A 24,615-nucleotide genomic window follows, 5' to 3' on the forward strand; every position below is an offset into this window, starting at 1 on the left:
ATGACTTCCGTCACTCTGAGTGATTCCATGCGTGCTGAGCGGCTGAAAACGCTGGCCTCGTGGAACCACGCGACGACGCCCGCGCCCACCGGCACGGTCCCGGAGTGGTTCGTCGAGCGGGTCGCGGCCGACCCCGGTGCGCTCGCGCTCGTCGCTCCGGGCGGCGTCCGGCTGACCTACGGCGAGCTCGGCGAGCGCGCGTTCCAGCTGGCCCGCGCGCTGCGCGCGGCCGGGCTGGAGCCCGAGGACGTCGTCGGCGTCAGCCTGCCCCGGTCGGCCGAGATGGTCGTGTCGGTGCTGGCGATCCTGCTGGCCGGTGGGGCGTTCGTCCCGGTCGATCCGGGCTGGCCCGCGTCGCGTCGCGAACGGGTCCTCGCCGACGCCCGGGCCCGGTTCGTCGTGGCCGGCTCCGGCGAGTTCGCCGTCGACCTGGGGGACTGGCGCTACGGCGGGTTCCCCGCCGATCCGTTCCTCGTTCCGGCCGACGGGCCGTCGCTGGCCTACGTCATCTTCACGTCCGGGTCCACGGGGACGCCGAAGGGCGCGATGATCCGGCACGAGGCCATCGCCGAGCGGCTGCGCTGGCAGGTCGAGGAGATCCTGCACTTCGGACCGGGCGACGCGTCGCTGTTCAAGGCGCCGCTGGCCTTCGACATCTCGGTGAACGAGATCCTGCTGCCGCTGGTGAGCGGCGGGTACGTGGTGGTGGCCGAGCCCGGCGGGGAGCGCGACCCGCAGTACCTGCTCGACCTGATCCGGGACGAGGGGGTGACGTTCGTCTACCTGGTCTCGTCCATGTTGGACACGCTACTGGAGATGGCCCGGGGCGGTACCGCGCTGGCCGGGCTGAAGCACGTCTGGTGTGGCGGCGAGGTGCTGACCCCGGAGCTGTTCGAGCGGTTCCGCGCCCAGCTGACGACGACGCTGTACCACGGCTACGGACCGGCCGAGGCGACGATCGGCGTCTCCCACGTCATCTACTCCGACCGGGCCGAGCGCATCGCGACCTCGATCGGCCGGCCGAACCCGCACACCCAGCTCTACGTCCTCGACGACGCGCTCCAGCCGGTCGCGGTCGGGGAGACCGGCGAGCTCTACGCGGCCGGGTTCCTGCTCGGCCGCGGCTACATCAACGCTCCCGGTCTGACGGCGGGCCGATTCGTCGCCAACCCGTTCGGAGGACCTGGCTCGCGTCTCTACCGGACCGGTGACCTGGCCCGCTGGACCGCCGACGGCACGCTGGAATTCGTCGGGCGGGCCGACAACCAGGTGAAGATCCGCGGAATGCGCCTGGAGCTCGAGGAGGTCGAGGCCGTGCTGGCCGCGCACCCCGGCGTGCGGCAGGCCGCGGTGATCGTGGAGCGGGTCCCGTCCGACCATCTGGTCGGGTTCGCGGCCGGGTCTTCTACGGCTGAGGCGCTGCGGGCGTGGTGCGCCGAGCGGCTGCCCGAGTACATGGTTCCGTCTGCGTTCGTCGTGCTCGACGCGTTGCCGACGACCGTGAACGGCAAGGTCGACCGGGCCGGGCTGCGGGCCTTCTCGCTGCCCTCGGCCCCGATCTCGCGGGCCGCCCGCACCCCCACCGAGCAGGCGCTCTGCGACGTGTTCGCGACCGTGCTCGGCCGGGAACGGGTCGGGGCCGACGACGACTTCTTCGCGCTCGGCGGCGACTCGATCGTCGCGATCGCCGTCGTGCGCGAGGCCCGGAAGGCCGGGCTCCGCGTCCGGCCCCGCGACCTGTTCGCCCGTCCGACGGCGGGTGCGCTCGCCACCGTCGTGACCGTGGTCGAGACGTCGGCGGACGCGTCGCCCGAGCGGATCGGCGTCGTACCGCCGACGCCCGTTCTGGCGTGGTTGGGGGAGCACGAGCCGGCGATGGAGGGGTTCTTCCAGGGCATCGTGCTCCGGACGCCGGGGTCGCTCCGGGCCGCCGAGCTGCGCACGATGATCGACGCGCTGCTGGCCGGGCACGACGCCTTACGGAGTCGCGTCGACGCCTCGGGCGCTCTGGAGGTGTTGCCGGTCGGCACGCCGTCGGCCAACGACGTCCTCGACGTGGTGGTGGGGAGCACCGACGACGCGGCGGTCGCCGCGCAGGTCGACGCGGCCGTGGCCGGGCTGAACCCGGCCGGGGGCCGGATGGTGCGGTTTCGCTGGCTGACGCCGCCGGCGGTCCCGGGGGTGGCCGCCGAGGGGCGGCTGGTCGTGGTGGCGCACCACGTGATCGTGGACGGGGTGTCGCTGCGGATCCTGGCCGAGGACCTGCGGACGCTGGCCGGTGGGGACCCGCTGCCGCCGGCGACGACCGGCCTGCGTGAATGGGCCGGAAGGCTGGGGGACTGGGCCGCCGGGCTGGGCGACCGCGACGGCGGCGGTGTGGCGGCGTCCGAATACTGGGGTGCGGTCGCGGGCACGCCCGATCCTCTGCTCGGGCGGCGGGCGCTCGACCCGGCGCGGGACACGGTCGCGACCGAGCAGAGCCTGCTGGTGTCGCTGCCGCCGGACGTCAGTGCCCGGCTGCTCGGGCCGGTGCCGTCGGCGATCCACGGCGGGGTGAACGACGCGCTGGTGGCCGCGCTGGCGCTGGCTCTGGTGCGGTTCCGGGGGGCGGCCGGGCCGGTGCTGCTGGAGCTGGAGGGGCACGGGCGCGAGGAGGACGTGCTGCCGGGCGCGCTGGATCTCTCGCGCACCGTGGGGTGGTTCACGACGTTGTACCCCGTCGCGCTGTCGGTTCCGGCCGGCGGGCTGGGCGTCGTCGTCAAGAGTGTGAAGGAGCAGTTGCGGGCGGTGCCGCACCGGGGACTGAGCTACGGCGCGCTGCGTCACCTCGGTGGGCGTGACGATCTGGCGGCGCAGCCGCAGGTGCTGTTCAACTACCTCGGGCGGTTCTCGGCCGACACGCCGGAGCCGTGGGCGTTGGTGTCGGGTGTGGACACGGTGCTGGAGCGGCGGGATCCGCGGATGCCGTTGCCGCGGGTGCTGGAGATCAACGCGATCGCGGTCGAGGGTCCGCGGGGGCCGGTGCTGGAGGCCCGGCTGACCTGGCCGGACGGGGTCCTGGAGGAGTCCGACGTCGAGACGCTGGCCGGGGAGTGGGCCGACCGGCTGACCGAGATCGCGGTGGCTCCGGACGTGGTCGGGTTCACGCCGTCGGACTTCCCGCTGGTGGGGCTGTCGCAGTCCGATGTGGATGGGCTGGACGTGCCGGGGCTGCGGGACGTGCTGCCGCTGGCGCCGTTGCAGGAGGGGCTGTACTTCCACGCGACGTTCCGGCCGGACGCGGATCCGTACGTGGTTCAGCAGATCATCGAGTTGCGGGGTTCGGTGTCCGCGGAGCGGTTGAGGCGGGCGGCGGAGCAGATCTTCGACCGGTATCCGAACCTGGCGGCGGGGTTCCGGCCGATGGGGGACGGGACGGTCCGCGCGGTGATCGCGGATCGGGGGCCGGTGCCGTGGCGCACGGTCGACCTGACCGGTGCGGGTGGTCTCGACAGTGTCGTTGCGGCGGAGCGGGCCGAGGCGTTCGACCTGGCGCGGCCGCCGTTGATGCGGTACGCGCTGGTGCGGGTCGCGGACGACCGGGCGTTCCTCGTGCAGACCGTGCACCACATCCTGGCCGACGGCTGGTCGGTGCCGCTCGTGCTCGGCGACCTCATCGCGCTGCACGAGGGCACGCCGCTACCGCCGACCGTGCCGTACCGCGAGTTCCTCCGGGCGCTGTCGGCCCGCGACACCGACGCGGACGTGACCGCGGTGGCCGGCGCGCTCACCGGCCTGGACTCCCCGACCCGGCTCGCCGACGTGCTCCCGCCCCCGGCTCGGCCCGAGGCCGGATTCGGCCGCGTGGAGCTCGACCTGCCCGCCGAAGACCTGAACGCGTGGGCCCGCTCGCAGGGCCTCACGGTCAGCAACGTGCTCGGCGCGGCCTGGGGCCTGCTGCTCGGCCGCGCCTGCGACCGGTCCGACGTCGTGTTCGGCTCGGCCGTCTCCGGCCGGTCGGGCGACCTGCCGGGCCTCGACACGATGGTCGGTCTGCTGATCAACACGCTTCCGGCCCGGGTCCGATGGGGAGCCGACGACACGGTCGCGGACGTCGTCCGCCGCTATGCCGACGGCCAGCGAGCGCTCGTGGAACACGAGCACGCCGGGCTGGCGGACGTCCAGCGGCGGGTCGGTCTGAGCGAGCTGTTCGACACGCTGGTGGTGATCGAGAATTATCCGGTGCCCGGTGCGCCGGAGGACGCGTCGCTGCGGGTGACCGGGCTCGAGGTCGTGGAGGCGCCGCACTATCCGGTGACGCTGATGGCTAGGCCGGGACAGACTCTGCGGCTGGCCCTCACCCACGACCGAGCGCTCCTGGACGCCGACGGCGCGTCTGCGCTGCTGGAGCAGTACGCCAAGGTGTTGACGGCGTTGGTCTCGGAGCCGTCGCAGCGGGTCGGGGTGGTAGGGGAGTCCGACCGGAGCCGGGTGCTGGCGATGGGGACCGGCGAGCCGGTCGGACCGGTAGACACGGTGCTGGCGATGATCGCGGCCGCGGTGGCGGCCCATCCGGACCGGGTGGCGATCACGGCGGGTCTCGACGGGGAGTCGCTGACCTACGCGGAGCTGGACCAGCGGAGTGCGTCGGTGGCGGCGGCGCTGACCGGGGCCGGGGTGTGCCGGGGGGACGTGGTCGCGGTGTCGGCGCGGCGGACCGTCGCGCTGCCGGTGGCGGTCGTGGGCGTCCTGCGTGCCGGCGCGGCCTACCTCCCGATCGACCCGGAGTACCCGGAAGCGCGCCGGAACCTGATGCTGGAGGTCGCGCGCCCGACCCTCCTCCTGACGGATGCCCCGGCCCCGCCCGGTCCGGTGCCGACCCGGCAGATCGCCGACTGCGCGGAGGCGCCCGCCGCAGGGGGGTTCACCGCGGTGGCGGGGTTCACCCCGGCGGCGGGGTTCACCGCGGCGGCGGGGTTCACCGCGGTGGCGGGGTTCACCGCGGTGGCGGGGTTCACCGCGGTGGCGGCCGACGACGCGGCGACGGTGATCTTCACGTCCGGGTCTACCGGGGTGCCCAAGGCGGTGGTCGGCACGCATGCCGGGCTCGCGCACCGGCTGGCCTGGGCGCGCCGGGCGTGGTCGCTCGAGCGCGACGACGTCCGGGTCGCCCGGAGCTCGCTGAGCTTCGTCGACGGCACCACCGAGCTCCTCGGCGGCCTCGTTGCCGGCGCGACGATCGTGCTCGCCGACGCCGCCACCGGCGCGGACGGCGACGCGCTCACGCGGCTGATCGAGACGTCCGGGGCGGGTCAGGTCCTCGCTGTCCCGAGCCTGGCGGGTGCGCTCGCCGAGACCGCTCCCGAGCGGCTCCGAGGTGTCCGGCGCTGGATCGTCAGCGGCGAACCGCTCAGCGACGACACCGTGCGGGCGCTGGCCGCGGCCAGCCCGGACGCGGAGATCGTGAACTCGTACGGCTCTTCCGAGGTTGCCGGTGACGTGCTGACCGGGCCGGTGAGGCCGGGCGGCCCGGTGACGCTCGGAGTTCCGGTGCCCGGCGCCACGGTCTACCTCCTCGACAGCGCGCTCGGGCTGGTAGCTCCGGGCTCAGCGGGCGAGATCTACGTCGGCGGGCCGCAGGTCGCGCTCGGGTACCTCGGCCGCGCGGCCGAGACCGCGGCCCGGTTCGTCGCCGATCCGTTCGGCGCGCCCGGAGCCCGTCTGTACCGGACCGGCGACCGCGGCCGCTGGACCCCCGACGGCCGGGTCGAGTTCCTCGGCCGGTCCGACGACCAGGTCAAGGTCAACGGTCACCGCGTAGAGCTGTCCGAAGTGGAGGCTGCGCTTCGACGCCTGCCTGGCGTCGCCGATGCGATCGCCACCGTCCGGGAAGGCGCCGCGGGCGCCCGTTCCCTGCACGCCTACGTCGTCCCCGCAGGCCCGCGCCCCGCCTCCGAGGGAACCTCCGCGCCTGCCAGCGGTTCCGTGTTTGATGGCGGTTCCGTGCCTGATGGCGGTCCTGCGACAGATGGCGCCTCCGCACTCGATGGCATCTCCGCGCGCGACGGCGCCTCCGCACTCGATGGCCGCTCCGCGTGCGACGGTGGTCCCGCGCCTGCCGGCGGCTCCGTGCCTGATAGTGGTCCTGCGCCCCGCGGGACTTCCGGGCCTGGTGGCGCCTCCGTGCGCGATGGCGCCTCCGTGTTCGATGGCGCCTCCGTGCGCGACGGTGGTCCCGCATCCGACGGTTGTCCCGCGCCCGATGGCGGCCCTGCCTCTGACGGGGGCTCCGCGCCTGCGGCGGTTGCCCCTCCGGTCGTGTCGGCGGCCGAGCCGGCGCGCGTGCTCGCTGCGCTGCGGGAACAGTTGCCGTACTACCTGGTGCCTAGCACCGTCACCGTGATCGAGGCGATTCCGGTGCTGCCGAACGGTAAGCGCGACCGGTCCGCGCTCCCGGACCCGGCGCCCGCCGGGACCACCGAGCCTCGGGCGACCCCGCGCGCCGAGCGGATCGCGGGCGCGATCGCCGCCGTGCTCGGGCGCGCGACCGTCGGCGCCGGCGAGGACTTCTTCGCGCTCGGTGGCGACAGCATCACTGCGATCAGGCTCGTGCACCGGCTCGCCGCCGAGGAAATCGTCGCGTCCACCCAGGACGTCTTCCGAGCCCGCACCGCCACCGCGCTCGATACCCTTCTCACCTCCCCGAGCCTCCCCGCCTCCTCCTCCGCCGACGCCACTGCCAATCCCGCCCCCTCCGACACTCCCGCTACCACCGCCCGCGCGGCTGCAGCCGCCACCGCCGCCGCTGCTCCTACGTCTGCCGCCGCCTTCTCCGCCGACGCCGCTGCCGCTGACGAGGGTGCTGCCGCTGCCGCGGACGAGGGCGCTGCCGCTCCAGCGGGCGAAGGCGGTGCCGCCGGCGAGGGCGCTGCCCTCAACAACGCCGAGACCGTCGCCGACAACGCCGCCGAAACCCCCCACCTCACCCCCGCCACCCTGCCAACCGTCACGCTCACTCAGCCGCAGATCGACGCCGTGGTGGGCTCCGCGCCGGTCCCGGTCGCCGACATCTGGGCCCTCTCCCCCCTACAGCAAGGCGTCTACTTCCAAGCCTCCTACGAACCCACCGCCAGCACCTACATCGCCCAGAACATCTTCACCCTCGACCGCCGCGTCGACGTCGACGCACTGACGCTCGCGTTCCACGCCCTCCTCGCGCGCCACCCCGCGCTCCGCGCCGGCTTCACCGGCGTCCCCGCGCCCGTCCAGTACATCGCGGCCACATTGACTCCCACCGTCGAGGAACGCACCGCCTCCCTCGACGCGATCCTCCGCGACGACCGCGAGCGCCCGTTCGACCTCACCACCCCGCCGCTGGTCCGGCTCACCGTCGTCCACACTCCGGATGGACTTGACCGCCTGCTGCTCACCTCCCACTTCCTGCTCTGGGACGGCTGGTCCCGCGAACTCGTCCTGCGCGAGCTGTTCGCGCTCTACGACTCCCGCGGCGCGCACGGCGTCCTGCCCCGGGACACCGGCTTCCCCGACTACCTGCACTGGATCGCCCGGCAGGACGCCGACGCGTCCCGCCTCGCCTGGGCCGGCGCGCTGGCCGGGGCCGAACCCACCCTGCTGGTGCCGGCCGCGGTCGGCCGCGAGACCGTGCTCTCCGACCGGATCCTGGCGACGCTGCCCGCCGACGCGACCGCTCGCCTCACCGCCGCCGCCCGCGCACAGGGCGTCACGCTCAACTCCGTGCTCACCGCCGCGATGGGCCTGCTGCTCGGCCACCGGACCGGCACCACCGACGCCGTGTTCGGCACGACCGTGGCCGGACGCCCGGCCGACCTGCGCGGGGCCGACACCGTCATCGGGCTGTTCCTCAACACCGTGCCGGTGCGGGTGACCGCCCGGCCGGGCGACACCCTCGCCGACCTGGCCCGACGCGTCCAGGACGATCGGGTCGACCTCACCCCGCACGACTACCTCGGCCTCGGTGACATCCAGCGCGCCACCGGCACCGACCAGCTCTTCGACACGCTCTACGTCCTGCAGAACTTCCTCGGCGACGACACGTTCCGCGACCTGAACACCGCCCAGGGCATCGTCGACGTCGACTACCACGACACCACCCACTACCCCCTGACCTGGGTCCTCACCCCGGGCGAGCAGCTGACGATCAAGCTCGAGTACCGACCCGACCTGGTCACCGAGTCCGACGCCCGTGACCTCGTCGACCACTTCACGAACCTGCTCACCACCGGCCTCGACCAGCCCGTCGCCCGGCTCGACCTCTCGACGGACGCCGAGCGCGCCGCGCTCGCCCACGACTGGACGAGGACCGAGCACCCGCTCCCCGACGCGACGATCGCCGAGCTCCTCGCCGACCGGGCCGCCCGGCTCCCGGACGAGACCGCGCTCGTCGCCAAGGAAGAGACCCTCACCTACGCCGAGCTCGACGCCCGGGTCAACCGCCTCGCGCGGCTCCTCCGGGTCAACGGCGCCGTCCCCGAGGCGATCGTCGCGCTCGCGCTGCCGCGGAGCGTCGACATGGTCGTGGCCTTGTTCGCGGTGCTCCGCACCGGAGCGGCCTACCTGCCGCTCGAGCTCGACCACCCGGTCGAGCGACTGGCCGACCTGATCGCCGACGCCCGCCCCGCGCTCCTGCTCACGACCACCGCGAACCTGGCCCTGGCCGACGCCCAGCACACCTACGGCGGCCGGGTCCTCGTCCTCGACACCCCGGCCACGGAAGCCGCCCGCGCGGCGCAGTCCGGCGGTCCGTTCACCGCCGAGGAAGCCTTCACCGGCGGGAACCGGCTCGACCACACCGCCTACGTCATCTACACCTCGGGCTCCACCGGCAAGCCCAAGGGCGTCGTCACGCCGTACCGCGGCCTGACGAACATGCAGCTCAACCACCGCGCCGAGATCTTCGATCCGACCGTGGCCCGGGCCGGTGGGCGCCGCCTGCGGATCGCCCACACGGTCAGCTTCTCGTTCGACATGTCGTGGGAAGAGCTGCTCTGGCTGGTCGAGGGCCACGAGGTCCACGTCTGCGACGAGGAGCTCCGCCGGGACGCGGTCGCGCTCGTCGCGTACTGCCGGGCCAACCGGATCGACGTCGTCAACGTCACCCCGACCTACGCCCACCACCTGTTCGACGCCGGGCTCCTCGACGCCGACGGCCATCCGCCGACCCTGGTGCTCCTCGGCGGCGAGGCGGTCAGCGACACGGTCTGGTCCCGACTGTCCACCGACGATGGTCCGCGCGGCTACAACCTGTACGGACCCACCGAGTACACGATCAACACGCTCGGCGGCGGCACCGACGACTCGCCGACCCCGACCGTCGGCACCCCGATCCGGAACACCCGCGGCTACGTGCTCGACGCGTTCCTGCGGCCGGTGCGGCCGGGCGTCGTCGGGGAGCTGTACATCGCCGGAGCCGGACTGGCCCGCGGTTACCTGCACGCCCCGGCGCTCACCGCGGAGCGGTTCGTCGCCGACCCGAACGTGCCCGGCGGGCGCATGTACCGCACCGGCGACCTGGTCCTGCAGCGCTCCGACGGAAACCTCGACTTCCTCGGCCGCAGCGACGACCAGGTGAAGATCCGCGGCTACCGCATCGAGCTTGCCGAGGTCGAGGCCGCGCTCTGCGCGCTGCCCGAGGTCCGGCAGGCCGCCGCGGTCGCCTGGACCGACCCGTCCACCGGCACGAAGCTGCTCGCCGCGTACCTCGTGGGGGACTCCCCGGAGCTTCCGGCGCGGGTCCGTTCCACGCTCTCCGAGCGTCTGCCCGACTATCTGGTTCCGACGCGTTTCGCGGTGGTGGACGCTCTGCCGCTGACCGTCAACGGGAAGCTCGACGTCCGGGCGCTGCCGGTGCCGCAGCCGCCCGGCGGGGGGACCGCGCGCCCGCCCCGGGACGCGACCGAAGCCGTGCTCTGCGACGTGTTCGCCGAGGTGCTGGGTCTGCCGTCGGTCGGGATCGACGACGACTTCTTCGCGCTCGGCGGCGACAGCATCTCGTCGATCGCGGTGTCCGGGAGGGCCCGCGCGGCCGGCCTCACGCTCACGCCCCGGGACGTGTTCCGCCGCCGGACGGTCCAGGCGCTGGCGGGCGCGCTGCCGGCCGCCGCGCCGGTCGAGGCGGCGACGGACAGCGGCGTCGGCACCGTGCACCTCACGCCGATGCTGGCCGAGACCGAGCAGGCCGGCACCCCGCTCACCGGCTTCGCCCAGTCGATGGTGCTGCGCACCCCGGCCGGCCTGTCGCGCACCCGGCTGGAGCAGCTGCTCCAGGCTCTCCTCGACCGCCACGACCTGCTCCGCGCCCGGCTCGACCGCTCCGGCGGGTGGACGCTGGAGGTCCCGCCGGCCGGGGCCGTGGACGCGTCCGCGCTGCTCCGGTCCACGTCCGTACTCGATTCGGACGCCGAAGCCGCGCGCCTCGACCCCGAGCGCGGCGTGATGCTCCGGGCCGCGTGGGACGAGCCCGAACGGCGGCTGCTGCTCGTCGTCCACCACCTCGTCGTCGACGGGGTCTCCTGGCGCATTCTGGCCGCGGACCTCGCGTCCGCCTGGAACCAGGGAAGCCCCGCGGACCTGCCACCGGTCCCGACGAGCTTCCGGACCTGGGCGGACCTGGTCCGCACCGCGGACGTGGAGGCCGACCGGGCGTACTGGCAGGGCGTCCTGTCGAAGCCCGACCCGACCCTCGGAAGCCGCCCGGCCGACCCCACCATCGACACGGGCGCGACCGTCGCGAAGCTCACCGTGACCCTGCCGCCGGACGTCACGGCCGACCTCCTCGGCCGGGTACCGGCCGCGATCCGCGGCCGGGTGAACGACGTGCTGCTCACCGGGTTCGCGCTGGCGGTCGCCGACTGGCGGGCCGGGGAGCAGTCCGCGACCGTGCTCAGCCTGGAGAGCCACGGGCGCGAGCTCCCCGAGGCGTCGCCCGACCTCTCGCGGACCGTCGGGTGGTTCACCGCGATCGCGCCGGTCCGGCTCGACCCGGGCGCGCTGAGCTGGGACGACGTGCTGGCCGCGGGCCCGGCGCTGGCCGCCGCGGCGAAGGCGGTGAAGGAGCAGCTGCGCGGCGTCCCGTCGAACGGGCTGAGCTACGGCGTGCTGCGCTATCTGCGCTACCCGCGCAGTGGCGACTGGGGCACGCCCCCGCAGATCCTGTTCAACTATCTCGGCCGGTTCGGCGCCGGTCCGTCGGACGACTGGACCGCGGTCGAGGACCTCCGCGAGAGCGTCGATCCGAGCAACCCGGCGATGACCCTGGAGGTCAACGCGCTGGTCCGCGACGGCGCGTTCACCGCGACCCTCGCGTACCCGACCGGTCTGATGTCCGCGGACGAGGTCGGCGGGCTCGCCGAGCGCTGGATGGCCGCGCTGCGCGCGCTCGCCGCCTGCCCGGACCTGTCCGGTCCGACCCCGTCGGACTTCCCGTTGGTCCGGCTCTCCCAGGCCGATGTGGACGAGTTGGGGACGCCGGCCGACGTGTTGCCGTTGCTGCCGTTGCAGGAGGGCATGTTCTTCCAGTCGAGCATCGCCGAGCGGGGGGCGGACTCCTACGTCGTTCAGCAGGTCGCGCGGCTGACCGGGCGGGTGGACGCGGCGGTGCTGCGGCGGGCCGTGGAGGCGACCGTGGCGCGCCACCCGGCGCTCCGGGCGAGCTTCCCGGCACTGTCGGACGGGCGGGTCGTGCAGGTGATCGCCGAGCGGGTCGAGGTGCCGTGGGCCGAGTTCGACGGTGACCTGGATCGGGTGTGCGCGGCGCAGCTGGCGGAGCCGTTCGATCTGGCGACCGGGCCGTTGGTGCGGTACGCGCTGGTGACGCTCTCGGAGACCGAGCATCGGCTGGTCGAGACGATGCACCACATCGTGGGGGACGGCTGGTCGTATCCGCTGGTGTTCAGCGATGTGGTGGAGTCGTATTCGCGGGGTGGGGCGTCCTTGCCGGATCCGGCCGTGACGTTCGCGGATCACGTCGCTGATGTCGTCGGGCGGGACGGGGCCGTTCGGACCTGGGCCTTGGCGCTGGACGGGGCCGAGCCGACGATGCTGGTACCGGTGGACGCCGGTCGGGTGCCGGACCGTCACGACAGCGTGTTCCATCACCTGGCGCCGGAGGCGCTCGCCGCGGTTGCCCGGGAGCGTGGGGTCACGCTGAGCACGCTGCTGCACGGAGCCTGGGGCTTCGTCCTCGGCGGGCTGCTCGACCGGGACTCGGTGGTGTTCGGGTCGACGGTGTCGGGCCGCGGCGGGACGCTGCCGGGCGTCGAGGGCATCGTCGGGTTGCTGATCAACACGATCCCGGTGCCGATGCGGTGGTCGGTGTCCGAGACGGTCGGTGCGGTGTTGTCCCGGCTGCACGAGCAGCAGACCGACGTGCTGGACGTGCAGCAGGTCGGGCTGTCGGAGCTGGCCCGGGTGGCCGGTGTGCGGGCGTTCTTCGACACGATGGTCGTGGTGGAGAACTTCCCCGCGGTGCGGGCGCCGGAGCGGCCGGGGTCGCTGGAGGTGAGCGGGTTCACCGGGACGGATTCGCCGCATTACCCGGTGGCGCTGGTGGCGTTTCCCGGGGATCGGCTGACGCTGGAGCTGAAGTACGACGTCGGGCTGGTGGGTGAGGAGGAGGCTGCGCGGCTGCTGGCGCGGGTTGCGCGGGTGCTGGAGCAGATGGTCGAGGGCCTGGACGAGCCGGTCGCGCGCCTGGATCTCCGCCTCGAGGACGAGGTGCGGGCGGTTCGGACGTTGGGGGAGGCGTTCTCGGCGGCAGCGGTGAGCGCGGACGCGGTCGCGGTGACCTTCGGTGGTAGTTCTCTGAGCTACGGGGAGCTCGAGGAGCGGTCGAACCGGCTGGCGCGGCTGTTGATCGAGCGGGGCGTCGGGCCGGAGGACCGGGTCGCGATCGCAATGCCCAGGTCGGCCGACCTCGTCGTCGCGCTGCTCGGCGTCCTGAAGTCGGGTGCCGCCTACCTGCCGGTGGACGTCACCGCCCCCGCTGCCCGGGTCCGCTTCGTCCTCGAGGACGCGGCCCCGGTGTGCGTACTCGGCACAGTGGACGCCGACGTCCCGTCGATCGCCTTGGAAGACTCGGAGCACTACGACGGCACGCCGATCACCGACCGCGCGCCGCTCTCGGAGCACAACACGGCCTACGTCATCTACACGTCCGGCTCGACCGGCCGCCCCAAGGGCGTCGCGGTGACCCACCGCAACGTCCTCAGCCTGCTCGAAGCGGCCGACCACCACTTCGCACTGGGACCGAACGACGTCTGGACGATGTTCCACTCCTACGCGTTCGACTTCTCGGTCTGGGAACTCTGGGGAGCCCTCCGGCACGGCGCCCGCGTCGTCGTCGTCGACCCCGAGGTCGCGCGGGACCCGGACCGCTTCCGCACCCTGCTCGCCGACGAGCAGGTCACCGTGCTCAGCCAGACGCCGTCCGCGTTCTACCCGCTGATCGAGGCCGATCGGGACGCGCCGGACGACCTGGCGCTGCGATACGTGGTCTTCGGCGGCGAGGCGCTCGACCTGGGCCGGTTGGCGCCCTGGTACGCCCGCCACGCCGACGACGCGCCCCGGCTCGTCAACATGTTCGGCATCACCGAGACCACGGTTCACGTGACGTTCCGCGCGCTGAGCGCGTCGGACGCCGAGGCCGGTTCGGTGATCGGTGACGCGCTGCCGGGCCTGCGCGTGTACGTGCTGGACCGCGCGCTGCGCCCGGTGCCGCCGGGCGTCGTGGGGGAGATGTACGTCGCCGGCGACCAGCTGGCGCGCGGGTATCTGGACCGTCCCGGCCTGACCGCGTCCCGCTTCGTCGCGAACCCGTTCGGGCCCGGGCGGCTGTACCGGAGCGGGGACACGGCCCGCTGGACCCCGGCCGGTGAGCTCGTGTACCTGGGCCGCTCGGATTTCCAGGTGCAGATCCGGGGGTACCGGGTCGAGCTGGGCGAGATAGAGGCCGCGCTCTTGGCGCGCCCCGAGGTGGCCAATGCCGTGGCGCTGGTTCGCCGGGATGCCCAGGACCGAGACCGCCTGCTCGCCTATGTCGTGCCGCGCGTTCCGGTCGACGAGGTGTTCGATGTGGACGCTCTGCGAGCCGCGCTGGAGGCTACGTTGCCGGGTTACATGGTCCCGTCGGCGATCGTGCCGGTCGAGTCCTTGCCCCTCACCGTCAACGGCAAGCTGGACCGAGACGCCCTACCGGCCCCAGAGCGCACCCGACCCACCAGCGCACCCCCACCCACCGCACCGGCTTCCCCGCCGGTTTCCTCCGCGCTACCGCTGGGCTCGGTGCTGTCGCCCGCGCCCGCTTCCGGCGCGGCGCGCGCGGACGCGGTGGGGGTGTTGCGGGAGGAGTTCTCGTTCGTGTTGGGGCTCGACGGGGTCGAGGGAGACGAGGACTTCTTCCGGCTCGGTGGGGACAGCATCATCGCGATTCAGCTGGCCAACCGGGCCAAGCGCCGGGGTCTTGCCGTGACCCCACGGGACGTGTTCCTTCACCGGACCCCGGCGGCGCTGGCCGAAGCGGTAGCGCCGGCTAGGTCGGCGGCGCCCGCGGCTGCCGCGCCTTCCGCGGCGGCGGCCGACGGGGTCGGAGAAGTTGCGCTGCTGCCGATCGTGAGCAGGCTCGCGGAGCTCGGCGGCCGAATCAACCGGCACTGCCAAGCCGAACTGCTCCTCACCCCGACCGGGCTCGGCGCGGACCGCGTCACCGCGCTGGTCAGCGCACTCGTCGCGCGCCACGACGCGCTGAGGCTGCGGCTGCACCGGCCGATCCCGGTCCTCTGGTCGCTCGAGGTCGCCGCCACCGCGGCGACGAACCTCTCGGTGGTCGACGCCAGGAACATGGGCGACGACCGGCTCCGTGAGGTGATCGCGGAAGAATCCGACGCGGCCGCCGGGCGGCTGGATCCCGACTCCGGACGGATACTCGAAGCGGTCTGGTTCGACCGCGGACCGCGCGATCGCGGGCGCCTGCTCCTGGTCGCCCATCACCTGGTCGTCGACGGGGTCTCCTGGCGCATTCTCGCCGACGACCTGGCCACGCTCGCCGCGGCCGAGACGCCGGCCGCGGTCGGCACCTCGCTGCGGGCGTTCGCCCGCACTCTCACCGAGGAGGCCGGCCACACGGCCCGGCTGGCCGAGTTCGAGCACTGGACTTCGGTGCTGGCCCCGGGCGGCGAGCTCGACCCGGCCCGGTCCACGGCCGGCCTCACGGTCGGCGCCACCACCGACCTCGTCGTGACGCTTCCGGCCTCCGTGACCGAGCCGCTGCTCACGCGGGTCCCGGCCGACGCCGAGGTCGACGTGACCGAGACGCTGCTGGCCGGGTTGCACCTGGCGATCTCGGCGTGGCGGGGTGATCGGCCGCTGGTCGTGGACCTGGAGCGGCACGGACGCGAGCCGATCGGTGGCGCCGACCTGTCCCGGACGGTCGGCTGGTTCACGACGATCGCTCCGATTCGGCTGCCCGAGATCGCCGGAGAGGGTGTGCTGCGGCAGGTCCGCGACTCGGTCCGGCGGGCGCCCGACCACGGCCTCGGGTACGGCCTGCTCCGGTACGCGAACCCGCGTACCGCGCCCGCGCTGGCCCGCCTCGGCACCCCGCAGGTCCTGTTCAACTACCTCGGCCGGTTCTCGGCCGGACGGTCCGCGGACTGGTCCTCCGCCCCCGAGGGCGACGCGCTCCGCGTCGCGCCCGACCCCGACCTGGGGACGCCGTACCTGCTCGAGGTCAACGTCGCGGCGACGGACGAGGGCCTCCGGGCGGTGTTCACGTATCCCACGGACGGTCTGAGCTCCGACGACGTGCGAGCGATCACCGACGGCTGGACCGCCGCTCTCACCGACCTGAGCACCGGCGCCGACGCGACCGAAGAACTCCCCGGCGAGGTCTGGCCGCTCTCGCCGCTCCAGGAGGGGCTCTTCTTCCAGGCCCGCCTCGCCGGGGACGACGACGTCTACATCGCCCAGAACGCGTTCGACTTCGCCTCTCGCATCGACGCCGACGCGCTGGCTCTCGCCTACGCGGCCACGCTCGAGCGGCACCCGGCGATGCGCCTGGGCTTCGTCGCCGACGGGCACCCCCGGCCGGTCGCCGTCGTCGGCACCGGGCTCACCCCGCGCATCCACGTCACCGACGACGACGTCACGGCCGCGGACCGGTCGGCACCGTTCGACCTGGCCACTCCGCCGCTGTCCCGGCTCACGATCATCCGGCGCGCCGACGGCACCGACCGGCTGCTCTTCACCTACCACCTGCTGCTCTGGGACGGCTGGTCCCGCGAGCTGGTGCTCCGTGACCTGTTCGGCGCCTACGGCGCCTTCCGCCGTGGCGAGGCCTGGAGTCCCGACCCGGTGCCGGCCACGTTCCCCGACTACCTGCGCTGGCTCGCCCGCCAGGACTCCGACGCGTCGGCCGCCGCGTGGAAGGACGCACTGTCCGGTCTGGACCCGACCGTGCTGTTCCCGGCCGCCGCCGTCGGCACCGAGCCGGTGCTGCCCACCAGCCTCGTGCTCGACCTCTCCGAGGACGCGACCCGCGCCCTCACCCACCAGGCCCGCCGGTCCGGCGTCACGCTCAACACGCTCATTTCGACGTCTCTGGCGCTGACGCTCGGGTACGAGGCCGGTTCGTCCGACGTGGTGTTCGGCACCACCGTGGCCGGGCGCCCGACCGACGTGGACGGGGCCGACGAGGTCGTCGGCGTCTTCCTCAACACCGTGCCGCAGCGGGTCCGGCTCGAGGCCGGCGACTCGGTGCCGGACGTGCTGGCCCGCGTCCAGGCCGACCGGATCGCGATGATGCCGCACGAGTACCTCGGGCTAGGCGACATCCAGCGGGCGGCCGGGCACACCACGCTGTTCGACAGCCTGTACGTGCTGCAGAATTTCCTCGACGACGAGACGTTCACCGACCTGGAGTCCGCCCACGGCTTCGAGACCGCCCAGGCCGTCGACGCGACGCACTACCCTCTGACCTGGGTCGCGACGCCCGGCAAGCGGCTCCGGGTGCGTCTCGAGTACCGCCCGGACGTCGTCGACCGGTCCCGCGCCGAGCGCCTGCTGGCCCGCTTCGGCCTCGCCCTAGCCGCAGTCAGCACCGCCGCCGCCCCCGACGCCGGCAGCTCTGACGCCAGCAGCCCCGATGTCGGCAGCCCCGAGACCGCCGCCGCCGAGACCGCCGCCGCCGAGACCGCCGCCGCCGAGACCGCCGCCGCTGAGGCCGCCGCCGCTGAGGCCGCCGCCGCTGAGGCCGCCGCCGCTGAGGCCGCCGCCGTGATCGGTTCCGCTGCGGCCGCCGCCGCAGAGACCTGCGCGGTCGAGACCGCCGCCGGAAGTGGGTCCGGTGCGTTGACGCGCTTCTCGGTTGCGCTGCCCGTCGAAGACGCCCGACGGGCCGCCGTCGAGCCCGCATCCGCGGAGGCCGCGACCGCGGAGGCCACGACTGCCTCCGGCCCCGGCGCCGGCAGCACCGCGATCGCCCTGGCTGCGACCGCCGACGCGGTGATCGGTTCCGCGGAGACCGCCGCCGCCGAGACCCGCGCGGTCGAGAGCGCCGCCGGAAGTGGGTCCGGTGCGTTGACACGCTTCTCGGTTGCGCTGCCGGGCGAGGACGCCCGGCGGTCCGCCGCCGAGTCCGCGACCGTTGTGCCCGCGACCGCTGTGCCCGCGACCGCTGTGCCCGCGACCGCTGTGCCCGCGACCGCTGTGCCCGCGACCGCTGTGCCCGCGACCGCTGTGCCCGCGACCGCTGTGCCCGCGACCGCGGATGCCTCGACGATCGAGACCGCGACCGCCGCCTCCGGACCCGACGCCGGCAGCACCGCGATCGCCCTCGCTGCGACCGCCGCCGCCGTGATCGGCTCCGCGGAGGCCGCCGCCGCGGAGACCGCCCCGGCGGAGACTCCCGCTTCGGAGACTCGCGCCGTCGCCGAGACCCACGCGATCGAGACCGCTGCCGAGACCCGCGCGATCGAGACCGCCGCCGAGAACGGGTCCGGTGCATTGACGCGCTTCTCGGTTGCGCAGCCCGGCGAGGACGCCCGGCGGTCCGCCGCCGAGACCGCGACCGCGCAGGCCCCGACCGCGCAGGCCCCGACCGCGCAAACCGCGACCCCGGACACCGCGACGGCCGAGACCGTGACCGCCGCCCCCGGCCCCGCCGCCGGCAGCACCGCGACCGCCGCCGCTGCGACCGCCGCCGCAGAGACCCGCGCAGTCGAGACCGCCGCCGGGAATGGGTCCGGTGCGTTGGCGCGTATTTCGCCGGCGCTGCCCGGCGAAGACGCCCGGCGGGCCGCCGCGGAGACTCCCGCCTCGGAGGCCCTCGCCGCCGTCGGGACCGCCGCCATCGAGTTCGCGGCGGCTGAGTCCGCGACGGCTGAGTCCGCGACGGCCGGGTCCGCGACGGCCGGGTCCGCGACGGCCGGGTCCGCGACGGCCGAGTCCGCGACGGCCGAGACTGCGACCGCGGAGACTCCCGCCTCGGATGCCCCCGCCGCCGTCGGGACCGCCGCCATCGAGTCCGCGGCAGCTGAGTCCGCGGCGGCTGAGTCCGCGGCGGCTGAGTCCGCGGCGGCTGAGTCCGCGGCGGCTGAGTCCGCGACGGCCGAGACTGCGACGGCCGAGACTGCGACGGCCGAGACTGCGACGGCCGAGACTGCGACCGCGGAGACTCCCGCCTCGGATGCCCCCGCCGCCGTCGGGACCGCCGCCATCGAGTCCGCGGCGGCTGAGTCCGCGGCGGCCGGGTCGGCGACGGCCGAGACTGCGACCGCGGAGACTCCCGCCTCGGAGGCCTCCGCCGCCGTCGGGACCGCCGCCATCGAGTCCGCGACGGCTGAGTCCGCGACGGCTGAGTCCGCGACGGCCGAGACTGCGACGGCCGAGACTGCGACCGCAGAGACTCCCGCCGCGGATGACCCCGCGGAGACTCCCGCCGCGGATGACCCCGCGGAGACCCTCGCCGTCGAGCCCGCCGTCGCCGAGGCCCGCGCGATCGCGACGGCCGCCGTCATCGGATCCGACGCGCTGGCGCGTATCTCGCTGGCGCTGCCCGGCGAAGACGCCCGGCGGGCCGCCGAGCGGCAGGCGACCGTCCACGACATCCCGGACGCCACGATCGCCGAGCTGTTCGCCGACCAGGCTCGCCGCACTCCGGACGCGCCCGCGCTCACGTTCGCGGGCACCACGCTCACCTACCGCGAGCTGGACGCGCGCATCAACCGGCTCGCGCGGTTCCTCCTCGAGCGCGGCGCCGGCCCCGAACTCCTGATCGGGCTCGCGCTACCGCGCTCGCTCGACATGGTCGTCGCGCTGTTCGCGGTGCTCGCGACCGGCGCCGCGTATCTTCCGCTCGAGCTCGACCTGCCCGACGAGCGGCTGTTCACGATGATCGAGGACGCCCGGCCCGCGCTCGTACTGGCCACCGACGACCGCCTGACGTCGGCTTCCGCGGAGGCCCGCGAAGAACCGTCGGGCGGTGGTTCGCCGCTCATCGTCAACATCAACGACGTGCCGGAAGGGCAGGACGGGGGGCCGCTGCCGCGGGCCGGGCACGGGCTGGACCATCCGGCGTACGTGATCTACACCTCCGGGTCGACCGGACGCCCGAAGGGCGTGGTGACGCCGTACCGCGGGCTGACGAACATGCAGCTCAACCACCGCGAAGCGATCTTCGCGCCGGTGATCGCGGCGACCGGCGGACGGCAGCTGACGATCGCGCACACGGTGAGCTTCGCGTTCGACATGTCGTGGGAGGAGCTGCTCTGGCTGGTCGAGGGGCACCACGTGCTGGTGTGCGACGAGCAGCTGCGCCGGGACGCGCACGCGCTGGTCGCGTACTGCGAGGCCGAGCGGGTGGACGTGCTCAACGTGACGCCGACCTACGCCCAGCACCTGGTCGACCTCGGGCTGCTCGACGGGCACCGGCCCGCGCTGGTGCTGCTCGGGGGCGAGGCGGTGTCCGAGACGCTCTGGGCCGTGCTGCGCGACACCCCGGGCGTGCTCGGCTACAACCTGTACGGGCCGACCGAGTACACGATCAACACGCTCGGCGGCGGCACGACCGACAGCGCGACCGCGACCGTCGGGCGTCCGATCTGGAACACCGGGGCGCACGTGCTCGACGCGTGGCTGCGGCCGGTGCCGGCGGGTACGCCCGGGGAGCTGTACATCAGCGGGGCCGGGCTGGCCCGGGGGTACCTGAGGCGCCCGGGGCTGACCGCGTCGCGATTCGTGGCCGGGCCGGGCGGGACGCGGCTGTACCGCACCGGTGACCTGGTCCGAGTGCGCGCGGACGGGAACATCGACTTCCTCGGGCGCACCGACGACCAGGTGAAGATCCGCGGCTACCGGGTGGAGCCGGGGGAGGTCCGGGCTGCTCTCGAGGGCCTGCCGGGCGTCCGGCAGGCCGCCGTCGTGGCCCGGCCGGGGGCCGGCGGTGCGCGCCTGGTGGCGTACGTCGTGGGTTCCGTCTCCGGCCTTCGGGACGCTCTGGTGGAACGGTTGCCGTCGCACCTGGTTCCGTCCGCGTTCGTTCCGGTGGACGCTCTGCCGCTGACCGTCAACGGGAAGCTCGACGTGGCCGCGTTGCCGGTGCCCGCGGCGACGGTCTCGGAGTCGCGGGCGCCCGGGTCGGAGCGGGAGGCGCGGCTGTGTGCGCTGTTCGCGGGCGCGCTCGAGGTGGAGTCGGTCGGGCCGGAGGACGACTTCTTCGACCTGGGCGGACATTCGCTGACCGCGATCCGGCTGCTCGGGGCGGTGCGGGCGGAGTTCGGCGACGTGTCGCTCCGGACGCTGTTCGACGCGCGGACGCCGGAGCGCCTGCTGGCGTTTCTGGGTGGGCCGGCGGTGGCGCCGTTGTCGCCGCGGGGTGCCGGCGCGTCGCCGGTGCTGTCGGCCGCCCAGGAGCGGTTGTGGCTGCTGGAGCAGATCTCGCCGGGGTCGAGCGCGTACAACTATCCGCTGCTGGTGCGGCTGCGCGGGCGTCTGGACGTGGGGGCGCTGCGGGCGGCGGTGGGGGACGTCGTCGCGCGGCACGAGGTGCTGCGGACGGTGGTGGATCCCGGGCCGGTCGCGCGGGTGGTGTCGTCGCCGGACGTTCCGGTGTCGGTCGGGGGGACGGTGGCCTCGGCGGTGGGGCAGTCGTTCGATCTGGCGGTGGACGTGCCTCTTCGGGTGTCGGTGATTCTCGACGGGGACGAGACGCTGCTCGTGCTGGTGCTGCATCACATCGCGATGGACGAGTGGTCGGACGGGCCGCTGCTCCGGGATCTGTCGGTGGCGTACGGTTCCCGGCTGCGCGGGGAGGTGCCCCGGTTCGATCCGCTGCCGGTGCAGTACGCGGACTACGCGTTGTGGCAGGAAGGAGTGCTGGCCGCGCGGGCGGCGGCCGAGCGGGAGTACTGGGTGCGGGCGCTGGACGGGCTGCCGGCCGAGATCGCGCTGCCGGCCGAGATCGCGCTGCCGGGCGGGGGCGCAGCTCGGGGCGCGGCCGGGGTGGCGTCGTTGTCGTTGCCCGCCGCGCTGGTCGAGCCGCTGCGGGAACTGGCCGGGCGCGAGCAGGCGAGCCTGTTCATGGTGCTGCACGCGGCGCTGGCCACGGTGCTGTACCGGCACGGCGCCGGCACCGACATACCGATCGGCAGCCCGACCTCGGGCCGGAGCGACGCGGCCCTCGCCGACCTGGTCGGGTTCTTCGTGAACACGGTCGTGCTCCGGGCCGACCTGTCCGGCGCGCCGACGTTCGCCGAGCTGGTCCGCCGTCTCCGGGACACGGATCTGGCCGCGTTCGACGCCGCCACGCTCCCGTTCCAGCAGGTCGTCGAGGCGGTGAACCCGCCGCGGGTGCCGGGGCGGAACCCGCTCTTCCAGGTGATGCTGGGGTACTTCCACCGGCCCGCGCCGTCGGACTCGCTGTTCGGGCTACCGGTGCTGGAGGCTCCCGGGTTCGCCGCGGATCCGAAGGTCGATCTGAACGTCACGTTCGTCGACGGCGGGGCGCTGGAGGTGACCGTCGAGTACGACACCGGTCGGTTCACCGCCCAGGTCGTGCAGCGGTTGCTCGACCGGCTCGTCGTGCTGCTCACCGACGTCGGGGCCCGGCCGGACACGCCGATCTCCGACGCCCGGGTGCTGACGCTCGCCGACCGCTCCGAGCTGCGTCAGTGGGGTTCGGGCGCGCTGTTGCCGTCCGGCGGACCGTCGTGGGTGGACGCGTTCCTGGCCCGGGATCCGTCGGCGGTGGCGCTGGTCTCCGACGAGCGGACGCTGACGTACGGGGAACTGGAGGCCGCGTCCCGCCGGGTCGCGGTGCACCTGGCGTCGCTCGGCGTCGGGCCGGGGTCGCTGGTCGGGATCTCGCTGCCGCGCACGGCCGACCTGCTCGCCGCGGTGGTCGGCGTCCTGCGCACGGGCGCGGCCTACCTGCCGCTGGATCCGGCGTTCCCCGCGGAGCGGCTCGCGTTCATGGTCGACGACGCCCGCCCGGCGGTCGTGCTCGCGTCCTCGGCGTCCGCGTTCGACGTGCCGGTGGTGGACGTCGGGCGGCTGGACGGGGACGGACCCTGGACCGATCGGGTGGTGGACGCCGACGCGGCGGCGTACGTGCTGTACACGTCGGGGTCGACCGGGCGCCCGAAGGGCGTGGTGGTGACGCGGCGGAACCTCGACGCGTTCCTCGGCGCGCTGGGGGAGCCGGCGCCGATCGGCCGGGACGATCGGCTGCTCGCGGTGACGACGCTGTCGTTCGACATCTCGGTGCTGGAGCTGCTGGCGCCGCTGCGGGTGGGGGCCTGCGTAGTGCTAGCCCCGTCGGCGGTGGATCCGCTGGTCCTGGCCGACCTCGTGGTCCGGCACCGGGTGACCGTGCTGCAGGCGACCCCGTCGTTGTGGACGGCGCTGCTGGAGGCGTCGCCGGTGGACCTCTCCGGGGTGCGGGCGCTGGTCGGGGGCGAGGCGTTGCCGCCGGCGCTGGCGTCGGCGTTGCGCGCGCGGACCGCCGGGGTGACGAACCTGTACGGTCCGACCGAGGTCACCGTGTGGGCGACGGCGGACGAGGTGGACGGGCGGCGACCGTCGATCGGGCGTCCGCTGCCGGGCGTGCAGGCGCTGGTGCTGGACGCGTTCCTCCGGCCGGTGGCGCCGGGTGTGGTCGGGGAGCTGTACCTCGGGGGTGCGCAGGTCGCGCGGGGTTATCTCGGTCGTCCGGGGCTGACCGCGTCGCGGTTCGTGGCCGGGCCGGGCGGTTCGCGGCTGTACCGGACGGGTGACCTGGCGCGGTGGGGAGTGGACGGGCGGCTGGAGTTCCTCGGGCGGTCCGACGACCAGGTGAAGGTGCGCGGGTTCCGGATCGAGCTGGGGGAGATCGAGGCGGTCGCGGCGTCGGCGCCCGGGGTCGGGGCGGTCGTGGTGGCGGCCCGGGACGATCGGTTGGTCGGGTACGTGGTGGGGTCGTCGGACGGATTGTCGGAGTGGTTGGGTGCGCGGTTGCCGTCGTACCTGGTGCCGTCGGCGTGGGTGGAGCTGGACGCGCTGCCGCTGACGCCGAACGGGAAAGTGGACCGGGGAGCGTTGCCGTCGGTGGTGGGATCGTCGTCGGGGCGGGAGGCGGCGTCGGGGTTGGAGGCGGCGGTGTGCCGGGTCATGGGGGACGTGCTCGGCGTGCCGGTAGGGGTGGATGACGACTTCTTCGCGCGCGGTGGGCATTCGTTGTTGCTGGTGCGGCTGGCGACGGCGTTGAGGTCGGAGTTGGGGGTGACGGTGCCGGTGGCGGAGCTGTTCACGCTGTCGACGCCGTCGTTGCTGGCCGCGCGGGTTTCCTCGGAGGCGGGTTTTGCCGGGGATGGGCTGGATCCGGTGCTGGTGTTGCGGGCCGGGAGTGGGCAGCCGCTGTTCTGCGTGCATCCGGCCAGTGGGTTGAGCTGGCAGTTCGTCGGGCTGGCGAAGTATCTGCCGGAGGACGTGCCGCTGATCGGGCTGCAGTCGCCGTGGCTGACCGGGGAGGGCGCGGAGTCTTTCCGGGAGGTGGTGCTGACGTACGCGGATCGGGTGGTCTTGATGGCTCCGCAGGGGCCGATCCGCCTGTTGGGCTGGTCGTTCGGCGGGGCGGTGGCGCACCAGCTGGCGGCCGAACTGGTGTCGCGGGGCCGGACCGTGAGCTTCGTCGGAATGCTGGACGCGCGGATGGACGCGGGGGCTGGGGCGGGTTCGGTGGCCGGGCTGATGGCCGAGCTCGGCCATGCGGTGACCGACGAGCTGACGATCGAGGAGGCGGTGGCAATGATCCGGGCGTCGGACGGGGGTGTGATCGGGGCGCTGGAGGAGGCGCAGGTGGCCCGGATCGTCGAGACGTACCTGGCCAGTGATCGGGTCTTCCTGACCGCACGGTGGGAGGCGTACGGGGGAGAGGTGCTGTTCGTGGACGCGATGGTGCCGGAGCGGGGGTTCGCGGGGCCGGCGTCGACGGGGTGGAGGCCGCTGACGCCGGGGTTGGAGGCGGTGCCGGTGGAGTGTGCGCACTCCGAGCTGCTGGATGGTGAGGTGCTCCGGGTGATCGGCCCGCTGATCGCGGATCGTCTGGGTTGAGCGGGGGTCCATCGAAGC

The 24,615-nt window shown here is 74.1% G+C and carries 1 protein-coding gene; it reads left to right on the plus strand.

Annotated features, from left to right (window positions below; all coding sequences use genetic code 11):
* Positions 1–24,597, plus strand: a complete 24,597-nt coding sequence (locus FL583_RS39935; RefSeq protein ID WP_170323485.1) for a non-ribosomal peptide synthetase — start codon at positions 1–3, stop codon at positions 24,595–24,597.
* The last annotated feature ends 18 nt before the right edge of the window (positions 24,598–24,615 follow it).

The sequence above is a fragment of the Cryptosporangium phraense genome (assembly GCF_006912135.1).
Taxonomy (GTDB): Bacteria; Actinomycetota; Actinomycetes; order Mycobacteriales; family Cryptosporangiaceae; genus Cryptosporangium; species Cryptosporangium phraense.